Origin of the sequence: Flavobacterium aquicola (genome assembly GCF_003385115.1) — a bacterium.
Taxonomy (GTDB): domain Bacteria; phylum Bacteroidota; class Bacteroidia; order Flavobacteriales; family Flavobacteriaceae; genus Flavobacterium; species Flavobacterium aquicola.
On sequence record NZ_QUNI01000013.1, the window covers coordinates 87,476 to 101,211 of the forward strand.

Genomic DNA, 13,736 nt, shown 5'->3' on the forward strand with positions numbered 1-13,736 from the left:
TCACGCAACCTTTTTAAACTAGTGTCATCTTACTAGTATAATAAATTATTAAAAAAAGAAAAAATATGAAAAAGTTGATTTCAATCATGTTAGTGGCTCTAAGTCTTTATTCCTGCTCAGATCCTATAGAAAGCGGGGAACCACAAAATTGTGGTAGTGTTAGAAATGTTGCCTTTGAAAGTTTTAATTACTGCGGGCAGTTAAAAGAAAATCCTACGAAGGCTATTTATATAACTATAAATTCAACGGAAGAAATGCAGCAGAAATTTGCCGCTTGTGCAGCTGTTCCATTACCGGATTTTACACAAAAAAGAATATTGGGACTTTTGGCCGGACCAAAACCTACAACTGGTTATGATATAAAGATAGTATCTGTAATTGAGGATGACTGCCAGATTTTGATTCAATATTCTGAAAAAACATCTGGTGCAGTTGGAGAAACTCCAACTACTACATACCCTGCAGATTATGTAATTCTTCCAAAATCTACCAAGCCTCTTTTGTTTTCAAAAGTAAATAAGGTTGTTGATTATGCAATTGTTGGTACTTATTTTAAAGAATGTACAGGGGCATCATGTTATCAGTTTTATAAAATTGAAAACTACAAAGTACTTCAATACCCGAAAGTAAGTAATTTTCCTGTTCAGTTCAATCAGACAGATTATAAAGCACTAATTTTTAAAGATGATTATGCAGGTTTTCTTGCGAAAGTTCCAACTGAAATAAAAAACCTAAAAGGTACTTCCAAAACTTATGGATTGCCGGATGATCATGATCAAGGCGGTGTTTATTTTGAATGGAGCCTAGGAGGTGTCGTTACAAAAGTATATTTGGATAATGATAATACCGCAGATCAAACCGCAGAAATTATTGCATTTAAAAACGTGATTAAAAATAAAATCACTGAATTAAAAACTAAATCTTAAATAAATTTTACAGAATAACTCAGATTCTTACTTGAATCTGAGTTATTCTATTTTTATAAAAAGACGTATCTCAAAGAAAAACCAATAGAAGCCAAGGTTTGGTGAAATTTGATTTTTACTAACAAAGTTTAGTTTTAAATAATTGATTTATAGATAAATAAATTTTTATAATAATATCGAAGAGAAGCTTATTTTTGTAAATGATATTTGGGAAATCATTTGTTCTTGAAAAAATAATAAAGCAGTATTCGAACAAGAAGCGGCTAATTCCAAATAGCCAGCATAGAAATAATAAACCAACGCCAAAAATTCTTGAAAGAGAACTTAGACCAGTATATTAAAAAATGTGTCGATAATGACCGAGAGGCTCAGCTGAAACTGTATCAGTTGTTTTCTCCAGTCCTTTATGGCCTTTGCTTAAAATATATGCGGAATGAGGATGATGCCAAAGATGTTTTTCAGGAAGCCTTTGTAATTGCCTTTCAAAAAATAGGTCAATACAAATTTGAAGGAAGTTTTGAAGGCTGGATTAAGCGAATTTTTATCAATAAGTTATTAGAAACATTAAAGAAAAAGAAAAAAGATATACTGTTTTTGGATGTTTTTGATACTGATGTCGCTGCCGAAGAGGAATTAGAATTGGTACCCATTGAACAGGAAAAATTATTAGAATATATTCAGGAATTGCCAGATCAATACCGAATGGTTTTTAATTTATATGTCTTCGAAAAAATGAAACACAAAGAAATTGCAGTGTTGCTTGAAATAAGTGAAGGCACATCCAAATCAAATTTAAATAGGGCCAAGAGTATTTTGAAAAAAAAAATTTTGATGGTCGTAAATTCTAAAACAGCATAAAAGAAGATTTCTGTTTAGTTGCATTAAAGAAAAACCAGACTGATTTCAAAAAAAATAATTACGCATGAAAAATAAAGAAGCAAAATCTATTTTTTCTTCATTGGAGAACTTTTCCAGTCCTCCGCCACCCGAGTTATGGGCAAATATTGAAGCCGAATTAGATAAACCGAAAAAGAAAAAACGCCCCGTTATCTGGTGGTGGACTGCGGCTTGTCTAGTGGCGGGATTTTCTCTTTTAACTATGAAATACGGGAATAATCATGAATTGATTATAGAAAATAATACTGATAAAGTTGTTCTTCAGAATGACTCAGAACAAAACAAAAAAAATAATACAAATAAAAATGAAAGCACTATTGGAAAAGCATCTCTTGAAGAAAAAGCCAATAGCGTAAATGAGGCTGAAAATAAAAATTTAAATACTAATAAATCTATTATTTCTTTGACAAATAATAATTTAGCAGCAACCAAAACTATTTTGCCGAAAACCAATAATTCAAAGGAAATTAATCATTCCAAAGGAGAAAAAAATAACCAATTAATTACTGAAGGAAGTGATAAATTACAGTCGGATGTAATAGTTGTAAATAACAGTGTAAATTTTGGTTTTTCTAATGCCGTTTCAGTTGTTGAGGTAAATAATTATTCGTCAAAAAGTAATTCAAATGGAAACACCAAAACGATAGCCAGTTCTGAAAATAATGCTATTTCTGAATCGAAGCAAAATAAAGAAATTGAAAAAAATACAAATTCTAAATCAGTACAGGCAAATCAAAATTTAGAGGTTTCGGGATTCAATCCTAATACAGCAATAGCAGAAAATAATAGTACTAAAGATTCACTTTCTATAATAAAAAAAGAAGTTGCCCAGCTGGAGAATGCACTGGCTGATTTGGATAAAGACAAAACTAAGAAATCAAAGCCGGAAGCTGTTATTGATAAATGGTCGCTTCAAGTATTTGCAGGAGTTATGAGTTCTGATAATTTCAATAATGAAAAAGCTTTAGGAAGTACTGTGGCCTCCAAGCAGTCCAATGGTTACGGTATCAAAACAAATTATAAACTTAATAAAAAATGGGCTGTTAGTTCGGGGTTTAAAATTAATGAACTTGGACAAAAAATAGAAGGAGTCGGTTATTATGAACGTGGCAGTTTAGTAAGTTTTGCGTCTGGGACATCACCTTTAGTACAGGACAGTCCTTCTAAAAGCAGTAGCGTAGTTTTTGTTTCCGATAATGAAAATTATTTATTTTCCTCAAATTCGAAAGCCAGTACAGGTTTTGAAACAGGAAATGTAACTCAAAATTTAAAATATTTTGAAATGCCTTTAGAGGTTTCCTATGCTCTTTTAAGTAAAAAGAAAACCAATATAAGCATGAATACCGGAGGCTTTGTAGGTAAATTAATTTCAAATGATGTTTTACTGAATGGTAATTCTATAGGAGAAAACAATAATGTAAATGAATTTGTTTACGGAACGTCATTGAGCAGTACTCTGCAGTATGAGTTCTATAAAAAGACCAGATTTTTTATAGAGCCGGGGATGAATTATTACATCAATCCATTGGAGAATCAGTCTTTTAATCAATTCCAGTGGATGTTTAATGTGGGGCTGAATGTTTCGTTTTAAAAACTAATTTATAAAAGAAAATGCTGGAGATTCCTAAAAAACATCCAGCATTCATTAATGTGATTTATATGAAGAATTTAAATTATTATTCATCCAATTTTTGATTTCCTCTATCTATGTGATTATCTGGATGCGAGTTTGGATAACGATTAGGAGTTATGTCCGAATTTTTATCTCTGTTTTCTAAAGTTTTTTTTAAATCTGCATCACTAGTAACACCACGATTTGAATTCTCGTCCTCGTCTGTAACATTCTTTAAAGTGTCGCCAGAGTTTCGTGCTCTTTGTACTATTTTTTCATTTCCCTGAGCATCTATTTCTATTTCTTCTTGAAGTTTTGGTGAGTCCGAATCAGTATCTCCAAACATATTTTTCCCGCTGAAACCTTCATTAATTTCTTGTTTGTTATTTATCTTTTTAGAACCTAAATCTTTATTTTCCATAACGTTAGTTTTTTAAAACAATTTGTTTCTTATATCAATACTACGATTTTTATGCTTTAAATTCCAATCATTTAACATTGCTTTTGGTTTAATTATTTTTGAAATCTGGACAAATTTGGATGAAAATTTTACTAAAACAAATCTATCTTTGCCCAGATAAAATAAGTTAGTATGTCCCACCGTCATTTCATTCTTCATAAACCTTATGGATATTTAAGCCAATTTATTTACGAATTGAAACGCAAGAAAAAGCTCTTGGGAGAATTACATAATTTTCCAGAAGGAACTATGGCAATTGGCCGTCTTGATGAAGATTCGGAAGGTTTACTTTTATTAACCACCGACGGATTAATAAGTGAAATTATTAGAAGCAAAAAAGTTGATAAAGAGTATTACGTTCAAGTTGATGGAGTCATTACTCAGGAAGCCATTGATATATTGAAAGAAGGTGTGGAGATAGGTTTCGATGGAGGAAAATATAAGACAAAAAAATGTGAAGCAAGACTCATAGCCGAAATTCCTGATTTTGGACCAAGAGGCAAGAAAATACGTGACGAGCGTCATGGACCAACTTCGTGGGCGGCTGTCACGGTCAATGAAGGGAAGTTTCGCCAAGTGCGAAAAATGACTGCGGCGGTTGGTTTTCCAACTCTGCGATTAGTGCGTGTCCGAATTGGGAATGTACATTTAAATGACTTAAAAGCAGGGGAAGTTTTGGAAGTGGAAGATTTCAATATCAATGTCAAAAATCAAACAATCTAAATTATTTATGTCTATCTGCAATCAAAAATCGTTAATCAAAAATTTTAAATCACAATGCTAAACATCGTTCTCGTAGAACCCGAAATACCAAATAATACAGGAAATATTGGCCGTTTGTGCGTAGGCACCGAAAGCCGTCTGCACTTAATCCATCCGTTTGGATTTGTTATCAATGATAAAAATTTAAAACGCTCCGGACTCGATTATTGGGTACACCTCGACGTCACAGAATATCAAAATGTTGAAGAGTGGACGTCACAAATTCCAGACAAATCAAGAGTTTTCCTGATGAGTTCCCATGCCACAACATCCATTTATGATGCAGAATTCCAAGATGGTGACTGGCTTGTTTTTGGTAAGGAAAGTGTTGGTTTGAGTTCCGAAGTTATGGTTTTGTTCGAAAATCATTTAACAATTCCAATGTCACCGTTAATCAGAAGTTTTAATATCGCTAATTCGGTTGCATTTGTGGTTGGTGAAGCGAAAAGGCAGATTGGATTATAGTTTATTAATGATTTTTGTCTAGTGGTTATTGATGGGTTAATGTGTTTTTTTAAATGAAATTGCATATATTTGAGATAAGCATTATATCTTAAAATCTCTTTTTATGATAGACAACGTTTCCTTAAGAAGTACCATTTTCAAACACCTCGATGGCTTAGTTACGGCACCAGTTGCTTATGCTCTTCATAAAAAAGGAGTCTTAGCTTATATCTTAGAAAGAAAAGAAATATGTCTTTCTGAACTTTCTTCAAAGTTCAAAACCAGTGAAGGTTATTTAAATGTGGCTTTACGTGTTTTGGCTTCACAAGGTTTTCTCGATTATTATATCAACACTAAAACTGATCTGATTGCATTTCGCATTAATGAAAAAAGTGAAATTGCTTTTTCATTGTTTCCATTGTATAAAGATGTTGTGGAGCTGTTGGAATTTTCAAATGATTTACGCCCAAAATTATTTGAAGGTGAGGTTTTCAACCGAATGAAATTAATATTTGAAAAATACCAAAATAATTACGGGATTTCGTTTTCCGAAGATGCATTAACAAATGAAATGCAGCATCAGATCCTGATACATATTGAGGGATTTCTAGTGGGACAAATAACGGTTCATTTGGGAATGAGCGGAATGTTTCATAAATATTTTATGGAAATATCGTTTAGCCCCGAAGAGTTTCATAAATCACCCGAAAATTTTAAAACTGTTCTTAATTTTTTGACACATTTGGGATGGTTTTCCAGAAAAAATGGAAATTATCAGTTTACTGAAACTGGATTGTTTTTTGCAAAAAGAGCTTCGGCGTACGGCGTTACAGTTTCGTATTTACCCACTTTTAGAAAAATGGACGAATTGATTTTTGGAAATCCTTCAGTTTTAAGAATTGTAGGCGAAGGAGAAGATGAAATTCATGTTGACCGCGAAATGAATGTGTGGGGAAGCGGTGGTGCGCACGATACGTATTTTAAAGTTGTGGATGAAATTCTCATCAAATTATTCAATTTGCCTATTGCTGAACAGCCCAAAGGAATCCTTGATATGGGTTGTGGAAATGGTGCTTTTTTGGAACATGTTTTTGATGTGATTGACCGCCAGACGCTGAGAGGAAAAATGCTGGACAAATACCCTTTGTTTCTGGTGGGTGCCGATTATAATCAAGCCGCTCTTAAAGTTACCCGTGCCAATTTAATCAAAGCCGATATTTGGGCCAAAGTAATTTGGGGAGACATTGGACGTCCGGATTTGTTAGCCGATGATTTAAAAGAAAATTATAATATCGATTTAAAAGATTTGCTGAATGTGAGAACTTTTCTAGATCACAACCGAATTTGGGAAATGCCAAAACAAATTTCAATAGATAGAATTAGCAGTTCGACCGGCGCATTTGCACACAGAGGTGTTCGAATAAGCAATAATTTAGTGGAAGATAATTTATTGGAACACTTCAAAAAATGGTCGCCCTATGTTCATAAATTCGGCTTGCTGATAATCGAGCTGCATACCGTTGCGCCTCAAATAACAGCATTAAACCTTGGAAAAACAGCTGTAACGGCTTATGATGCGACCCATGGGTTTTCGGATCAATATATTGTAGAAATTGAAGTACTGCACAAAATTGCCTTTGAGGCTGGATTATTCCCTGATCCTGACTATTTCAAAAAATTCCCTGATTCTGAAATGGCAACTGTGAGTATTAATTTACTGAAAGGAGTTTAAAAAAAGAATTCAGAGTTAGTTGTTAGTATCCTGTCCCGTTATGGATAATGGAGCGGACTGTTGGGCTATGTAATTAATATAAGATTTTACAATTTTATTTACGGTTCTTTCCAATGAAGGTTTTACATCTTTGAAATCTTCTTTTAGTTTGCCTCCAGGTGTAAAAAAATCTGCCACTGTAGATTTCAAGGGAACCCTATCGGTATAAATTTCTTCTACAATAAATGTCAGCGTATATTTCTGGTTTTTACCAAATACAATTTTAAGACTATATTTGATATCAAAATTATATTTTACACCTATATTCCAATAGGAATAAGCATTTTTACAACGAGCTTCAATTGTTAAGGAATTTTCAGTAACATCAAAAACATCATAACCATCTTGATTGTAATAAGGTGCCCAATCTTTAGACAGCTCTAATAATTTATTGATCGGTCGGTTGGGTGTTTCTATTTCAAGAGGAGCAAAACCTTTTGGAGTCATTTCTAATTTTGGTTGTGCCAAACTTATGGTTATCCAAAAAAACAAAATTATTTTAAATAAGTATTTCATCTTTAATAGTTTACGACTCTTACAAAGATAGAGAACTTATTATAGATTTTTGAAAGTAAATTTCCCTTTTTCCTTATCAAAAAAAAGACTTTCATCCTTAAATATAGTGTCGAAAATCCCTTTTGATATCAAATTACAAGGTTCGTCCTGAACCACCATTTCGGGAGTCATAATTATCATTTCGTCGCATAATTGAATAGCCATATCAATATCGTGAGTCGAAAATAAAATACATTTTCCGGTTTCGTGTGATAGTTTTTTTAAGAGTTTAAGTAACGAAACTTTGTGAAGTAAATCTAGATGGGTTGTGGGTTCATCCAGAATAATTAGTGGAGTGTCTTGTGTCAATGCTCTTGCAATCAAAACTTTTTGCAGTTGACCATCGCTTATTTCGTAATATTTTTTTTGTGACAAATGACCAATTTGTGTCAGCTCAATGGCTTCCTGAACAATTTGAATATCAGCATCTGATAACGTCCCAATCCAATTTGTGTAAGGCTGACGCCCCAAAGCCGCCAATTCAAAAACAGTTAAATTACTTGGAGGTAATTTTTCGGTCAAAACCATGCTTAAATTTTGGGCAAGTTCCAATGGTTCGTAACTGGAAATTTTTTTATCATTCAATAAAACAGTTCCCAACAGAGGTTTTTGAATTCCGGTAATTGTGCGCAATAAAGTAGATTTTCCAATACCGTTTGCCCCAATCAAAGCAATTAGTTTCCCAGCTTGTAAATTCAAGTTGAGGTTTTCGGCTATAGTCACAGTTTCTTTTTTGGAAGTGTATCCAATACTTAGATTTTGCGTAATAAGGATATTGTTTGACATACTTTATTTTAATTTTTTCAGCCCAAAACTTTGCGAACTTTGCGTAATTCTTTGTGCACTTTGCGGTTAAATCCTATTTAAAATTCCGCTTTCGAATCAACAACCAAATGACAATTGGAGCACCCAATATCGAAGTAATCGCATTAATAGGCAACGTAATTTCCATTCCCGGCATTTGGGAGACAACATCACAAATCAACATAATTCCCGCTCCAAAAAGCAATGTACTCCAAAATAAAACAGTATGGTTACTCGTCTGAAAAACTAATTTGGCAATATGAGGAACTGCTAATCCCACAAAAGCAATTGGACCTGCATAGGCAGTAATACTTCCCGCCAAAATGCTGGTGGCTAATATGATGATAAGTCGCGCTTTGTTGAAATTCAATCCCATACTCTTAGCGTAGTTTTCGCCAAGCAGTAAAGCATTCAATGGTTTTATACTGAGTAAGCTCAGAAATAATCCTAGTAACACACAAATCGTCAAAATAAGAATGGAAGTCCAAGATAAATTGCCAAGATTTCCCATTGACCAAAAAGTGAATTTTTGCAATTGTTCAGCTGAACTAAAATAAGTAAGAACCCCAACAACTGCACTAGTAAAACTGCCAAACATCAGCCCGACAATCAGGATAGCCATCGTATCTCTCAAGCGTTGCGAAACCAATAAAACCAGCAACAAAACAGAGGTACTTCCTAAAGTTGAAGCCAAAACAATTCCATAGGGAGATAATAAAACGCCACTCAAAAACGAAGGAACTACACTCGCTCCCAAAATCACAAAAGCAACCCCTAAACTCGCCCCAGAACTAAGTCCTAAAACATAAGGTCCAGCAAGCGGATTTCGAAATAAAGTTTGCATCAATAATCCGCTTATCGAAAGTCCCATTCCGACCAAAACTGCCGTAATCGCTTTTGGTAAACGATAGTTGATAATAATGTATTCCCAAGTTGATTTACTCGATTGTCCTCCTGTCAAACTAGTATAAACTTCTTTGAAAGGAATAGTAATCGACCCCAAACTGATGTTTACAAAAAACAGAATAATCAGCCCTAAAAAAAGGAATGAGAATAAGATCGTATTTCGTTTTGGATTGTTCAATTCTATTTTGTTTGCTGAGATCTAACAGGTTTTTAAAACCTGTTAGGTCTGTCGAGTAATATTTAATTCAGTTTTTGTGCAAAAGTAAAAGTATAATCAGGAAGCAATTCCGGATGAAAAATTTTGATGTAATCTTTCAATACCAAATCAGGCCGGGCAGGGGATAATTCGTAGAAAATTGTACCACCAGTAGCTCCCATTTTTGCTTCAAATGTGTAAATATTTTTATTAATAAAAGCATCAAATTGACTGTAATGTGGGTTAGCTTTTTCCAGTTCCGACAATGATTTGAAAGAGCCAGTTGCAATCCAAAAATTGGCCGTTTTGGCTTTGTCCAAAATGTTTTCAAATGACAGTCCAAGACTTCCCGTGCCTTCAAGATTTTTCCAAAAATAATCCGCTTTGGCATCTTTCATAAATTGGGCAACCCAACTGCTTCCGCGGGCTACATACCATTGATCTTGATACATTGAACCATACAAAACAGTCGAAGTTGGTTTTTTATTGGCAACCAAAGCCAAAGCATTGTTGTATTCTTTTACAATATTGTCAAATAATTGATTGGCTTCTTTTTCTTTACCAAATAAAACGCCATAAAGTTTTAACCATTCAGCTTTTCCAAGAGGAGATTGCTCCATCCAGTCGGCTTGGATTAAAACTTTTAAACCGCTTTTTTGTAAATTTTCAATGCTCGGATTATTATTGTCAATGCCAAAAGTGACAATAAGTTCCGGCGATAATTCGATAAGTTGTTCGATATTGAGTTTTTCGTTCTGCCCCACATTTTTAACAGAACCGACATCAATTAAGGCTCTTGTTTTTTCGGATGAAACATAATCGGTATGCGGGAAACCAACCAATGATTTTTCAACGCCCAACATTTCCAAAAATGGGATATTGGTAGTCGAAGTCACGACAATGGATTTCAAAGGAACATTAATTTGAGTATATTTTTGCAAGCTGTCTGGAACAATTCCGTTTTTTTCTTTTAGGACATAAACGAAATTTTTAACCGCATCCGGCCAAGGATTTGAAACTGTAACTACACTATAGCCGTTGTGTTTGTGAATGGCTAAACTTTTGGAATATTGAATGCTATTTGTAGTGTTAACAGCATTTATAACCTCTTTTGTTTCATTTTTTTTACATCCAATAAATGAAAAAAGAACACAGATTAAAAGAACTTTGTAGAATGAAAATCGCATATATTATTTTTTTCGATAGCAACAAAGGTATAGTAAATTATAAATTTCTTCTTTAATTTTTACAGTAAAAAATAAGACAAACGTTATCTTTACAAAATGAATATTATAAAAGTGAAGCATTGTTCTACCTGCCAAAAGGCTTTTAATTGTGGGGATACTCCCCAAGGCGAAGCGTGTTGGTGCAATGATTTTCCGCCTATTTTTGATCCGTTTGATATTGCCGATTGTCTTTGTCCAAGTTGTTTCAAAACCGCCTGTTCCAATAAAATAGACGAGTTTGTGGCAACCATAACTCCCGAAACCGCAATAGGAAACAAAGCTTCATTATTACCAGAAACAACACATATTATAGAAGGAATTGATTATTATTTTGAAGACAGAAACTATGTTTTCAAGCCTTGGTTTCATTTAAAAAGAGGTTATTGTTGCAAAAGCGATTGCACGCATTGCCCGTATTAAATGGTTAATTATAAATTGTTAGTGGTTAATTATGAAGGATAACATTGTTAAAGACAAAAGCTTTGATTTTGCAATTAGAATTGTCAAACTTTATCAATATTTGAGCAGTAATAAAAAGGAATTTATACTTTCAAAACAGCTTCTAAGATCAGGAACAAGTATTGGTGCAATGATTAGAGAAGCAGAACACGCCGAAAGCAAAAGTGATTTCATTCATAAATTTGCAATTGCGCAGAAAGAAGCCAACGAAGTAGTTTATTGGTTGGAATTGCTAAAAGCAACTGATTATTTAAATGAAAAAGAATTTGAAACTATTTACAATGATGCAATTACAATTCTAAAATTAATCACAAGCATTCTTAAAACTTCCAAAAATCAATTAGTTTCAAAATAGGCTTCAACATTAACCATTAACAATTAATCATCAATAATTAACTAATGATATACTTAATAACGGGAGGGGAACGCTCCGGAAAAAGCAGTTATGCCGAAAATTTAGCCAAAGAGTTAGCCGAAAAACCATTGTATGTTGCCACAGCCAGAAAATGGGACGACGATTTTCAAAAACGTGTCGATCGTCATCAAAAGGGGCGTGATGAAAGATGGATAAACATTGAAGAAGAAAAACATTTGAGCCAAATTGATTTCTCAGGCAAAGTGGCCGTTGTCGATTGTGTGACGCTTTGGCTGACGAATTTTTTTGTGGATACGAAAAATGACGTTACTTTAAGTTTGGAACAAGCCAAAACTGAATTGGACGCTATCGCACAACAAGAAGATGCAACAATCATTATTGTAACTAACGAAATCGGAATGGGAGTCCACGCAGAAACGCACATTGGTAGGAAATTTGTAGAACTTCAAGGATGGATGAATCAATACATCGCCCAAAAAGCCGATACAGTTGTACTAATGGTTTCGGGAATTCCTGTAAAAATTAAAGGATAGATTTTGTAAATTTGGGCGTTACCACAAGGGTCGGGCTGTTCGCTATATCTATTGTGGCGAACCCCGCCACAATAGGATGTCGTTTCCATCCCTAACGCAAACACACTGCACATAATGACATTAGATGAAATCATAAAATCCCGCCGTGACACTCGACATTTTACGCAAGACGAAGTGCCAGATGAAGTGATCCAAAGAGCATTGCAGGCAGGACATCACGCTCCTTCAGTAGGTTTGACCGATGCTACAAGATATTATCTTATAAAATCGGATACAATCAAAAAAGAGATAAAAAAACTGTTTTTGGACTACGATCAGAAAGCTTGTAATTTAACCGATGATGAGTTGCAGAAAAAACAATACCAAGGCTTAAAACTCGAAGCGATTGAGGAAACACCGCTTGGATTGGTGATTTGTTATGACCGTTCGGTTTTGAATACATTTACAATTGGAACAGTCGGAAGCAATGAAGCGATAAAATTTAGTGCAGTTAGTGCATCACAAAATATTTGGCTGTCATTAACAGAACAAGGTTATTCAATGGGTTGGGTTTCAATTCTGAATTATTACCAATTCAAACAACTTTTAGGATTACCCGAAAATATTGAACCTTTGGGCTATTTCTGCGTAGGTAAACCTGCCACCGATTATGGCAATCAACCAATGCTTCAACAATTGAATTGGAAACAAAAAGCTGAAAAGCCTTTTGTTGAAGAGATTTTAGTTTCCACTCCAGTATCGACTACAGAGTCATTGCGAGGAATGAAGCAATCTTACTTTGATGATTCCACATTAGTTGAAGCACTTCAACAAAAAATAGACAATAAAACCAAACCAACAGGTTCACTCGGAGTTTTGGAAATTTTGGCAAAGCAAATAGGAACAGTTTTCCAGACATTAGAACCCAAAATAATAAAACCGCACATAGCAGTTTTTGCAGGTGACCACGGAATTGCTAATCATGGCGTAAGCGCCTATCCGCAAGATGTTACCCGACAAATGGTTACTAATTTTCTCGAAGGCGGAGCAGGAATCAATGTGTTTTGCAGACAAAATAATATTAGCTTAACCATAGTAGATGCTGGGGTAAATTATGATTTTCCAACGAATACGAATTTAGTTTCAGCGAAAATAGCGAAGGGAACACAATCTTTTTTACATACTTCGGCGATGAGTAAATCCGAATTGGATTTATGTTTTACTAAAGGAAAGGGAATCGTGAATTCCATTTTTGAAATGGGTTGCAACTGTATTGGTCTTGGCGAAATGGGAATTGGTAACACTTCTACAGCCTCAGTTTTGATGAGTATTCTTTTGGAATTACCAATCGAAGATTGCGTTGGCCAAGGAACAGGAGTTATTGATGAAAAATTAATTCAGAAGCAAAATATTCTGAAAAAAGCTATTGAAAATTATAATGGCTCAAATGATTTAGAAAGTAAATTAGCTTATTTCGGTGGATTTGAAATTCTGCAAATGGCAGGTGGAATGCTTCAAGCCAAAGAAAATAATATGCTTATTCTAGTAGATGGGTTTATTTGCACGGTTGCTTTTTTAATTGCCTATAAAAAGAATCCGTCAGTAAAAGAAAATGCAATATTCTGCCATTCATCCGCAGAGAAAGGACATCAAAAAATATTGAATTATTTAGATGTTCAGCCATTATTGCAATTGGATTTACGATTGGGAGAAGGAACGGGTTGTGCAGTGGCGTTTCCGATTATACAATCTGCTGTTTGTTTTTTAAATGAAATGGCTAGTTTTGAATCGGCAGGTGTTAGTCGTTCGTAAATTTGTTGAAATACGCAA

At 34.2% G+C, this 13,736-nt stretch carries 15 protein-coding genes; 10 read left to right on the forward strand and 5 right to left on the reverse strand.

Annotated features, from left to right (window positions below):
- Nucleotides 1-65: 65 nt before the first annotated feature.
- The 3 genes from C8P67_RS18075 to C8P67_RS18085 all read left to right on the forward strand — a co-directional run bounded on the left by C8P67_RS18075 (nt 66) and on the right by C8P67_RS18085 (nt 3,414).
- Entirely contained in the window at nt 66-926 is an 861-nt protein-coding gene (locus tag C8P67_RS18075) for a protease complex subunit PrcB family protein (protein ID WP_115814588.1), read from the forward strand.
- A gap of 312 nt (nt 927-1,238) precedes the next feature.
- The gene (locus C8P67_RS18080) at nt 1,239-1,784 is read left to right on the forward strand and encodes an RNA polymerase sigma factor (RefSeq protein WP_115814589.1); all 546 of its coding nucleotides are present in this window, start codon (nt 1,239-1,241) and stop codon (nt 1,782-1,784) included.
- A gap of 64 nt (nt 1,785-1,848) precedes the next feature.
- Complete coding sequence (locus C8P67_RS18085; RefSeq protein WP_115814590.1) at nt 1,849-3,414, forward strand: hypothetical protein; 1,566 nt, start codon at nt 1,849-1,851, stop codon at nt 3,412-3,414.
- Nucleotides 3,415-3,499: 85 nt separating this feature from the next.
- Here the strand turns inward: C8P67_RS18085 and C8P67_RS18090 are convergent, their stop codons facing one another.
- Nucleotides 3,500-3,856, reverse strand: coding sequence for a hypothetical protein (locus tag C8P67_RS18090; RefSeq protein ID WP_115814591.1), 357 nt, complete (start codon nt 3,854-3,856; stop codon nt 3,500-3,502).
- 171 nt (nt 3,857-4,027) lie between these two features.
- Between C8P67_RS18090 and C8P67_RS18095 the strand changes: the two genes are divergently transcribed.
- The 3 genes from C8P67_RS18095 (at nt 4,028) to C8P67_RS18105 (ending at nt 6,833) form a co-directional block, all read left to right on the forward strand.
- Nucleotides 4,028-4,618 (forward strand): pseudouridine synthase, encoded by a 591-nt coding sequence (locus tag C8P67_RS18095; RefSeq protein WP_115814592.1) that lies wholly within the window; start codon nt 4,028-4,030, stop codon nt 4,616-4,618.
- Nucleotides 4,619-4,672: 54 nt separating this feature from the next.
- Nucleotides 4,673-5,122: a tRNA (cytidine(34)-2'-O)-methyltransferase gene (locus C8P67_RS18100; protein ID WP_115814593.1), complete on the forward strand. Its 450-nt coding sequence runs from the start codon at nt 4,673-4,675 to the stop codon at nt 5,120-5,122.
- Nucleotides 5,123-5,225: 103 nt separating this feature from the next.
- Nucleotides 5,226-6,833 carry a class I SAM-dependent methyltransferase gene (locus C8P67_RS18105; RefSeq protein WP_115814594.1) on the forward strand — a complete coding sequence of 536 codons (1,608 nt, stop codon included), beginning with the start codon at nt 5,226-5,228 and terminating at the stop codon, nt 6,831-6,833.
- Between the two features lie 15 nt (nt 6,834-6,848).
- On the opposite strand, the gene C8P67_RS18110 is transcribed toward C8P67_RS18105, so the two are convergent.
- The 4 genes from C8P67_RS18110 to C8P67_RS18125 form a co-directional block, all read right to left on the reverse strand.
- Nucleotides 6,849-7,388, reverse strand: a complete 540-nt coding sequence (locus tag C8P67_RS18110) for a hypothetical protein (protein ID WP_115814595.1) — start codon at nt 7,386-7,388, stop codon at nt 6,849-6,851.
- A gap of 39 nt (nt 7,389-7,427) precedes the next feature.
- A complete protein-coding gene (locus C8P67_RS18115) occupies nt 7,428-8,213 on the reverse strand; it encodes an ABC transporter ATP-binding protein (RefSeq protein ID WP_115814596.1) in 786 nt (261 codons plus the stop codon).
- A 73-nt stretch (nt 8,214-8,286) separates the two neighbouring features.
- On the reverse strand, nt 8,287-9,315 hold the full coding sequence (locus tag C8P67_RS18120; RefSeq protein WP_115814597.1) for an iron ABC transporter permease: 1,029 nt from the start codon (nt 9,313-9,315) through the stop codon (nt 8,287-8,289).
- 62 nt (nt 9,316-9,377) lie between these two features.
- Nucleotides 9,378-10,520, reverse strand: a complete 1,143-nt coding sequence (locus C8P67_RS18125; protein ID WP_115814598.1) for an ABC transporter substrate-binding protein — start codon at nt 10,518-10,520, stop codon at nt 9,378-9,380.
- Between the two features lie 96 nt (nt 10,521-10,616).
- Here C8P67_RS18125 and C8P67_RS18130 point away from each other — a divergent pair, with 96 nt between their 5' ends.
- The 4 genes from C8P67_RS18130 to cobT all read left to right on the forward strand — a co-directional run bounded on the left by C8P67_RS18130 (nt 10,617) and on the right by cobT (nt 13,718).
- The gene (locus C8P67_RS18130; protein WP_115814599.1) at nt 10,617-10,979 is read left to right on the forward strand and encodes a DUF5522 domain-containing protein; all 363 of its coding nucleotides are present in this window, start codon (nt 10,617-10,619) and stop codon (nt 10,977-10,979) included.
- Nucleotides 10,980-11,010: 31 nt separating this feature from the next.
- Entirely contained in the window at nt 11,011-11,373 is a 363-nt protein-coding gene (locus C8P67_RS18135) for a four helix bundle protein (RefSeq protein WP_115814600.1), read from the forward strand.
- A gap of 44 nt (nt 11,374-11,417) precedes the next feature.
- Nucleotides 11,418-11,927: a bifunctional adenosylcobinamide kinase/adenosylcobinamide-phosphate guanylyltransferase gene (cobU, locus tag C8P67_RS18140; RefSeq protein ID WP_115814601.1), complete on the forward strand. Its 510-nt coding sequence runs from the start codon at nt 11,418-11,420 to the stop codon at nt 11,925-11,927.
- A 114-nt stretch (nt 11,928-12,041) separates the two neighbouring features.
- Nucleotides 12,042-13,718 carry a nicotinate-nucleotide--dimethylbenzimidazole phosphoribosyltransferase gene (gene cobT, locus C8P67_RS18145; RefSeq protein WP_115814602.1) on the forward strand — a complete coding sequence of 559 codons (1,677 nt, stop codon included), beginning with the start codon at nt 12,042-12,044 and terminating at the stop codon, nt 13,716-13,718.
- Nucleotides 13,719-13,736: the final 18 nt, after the last annotated feature.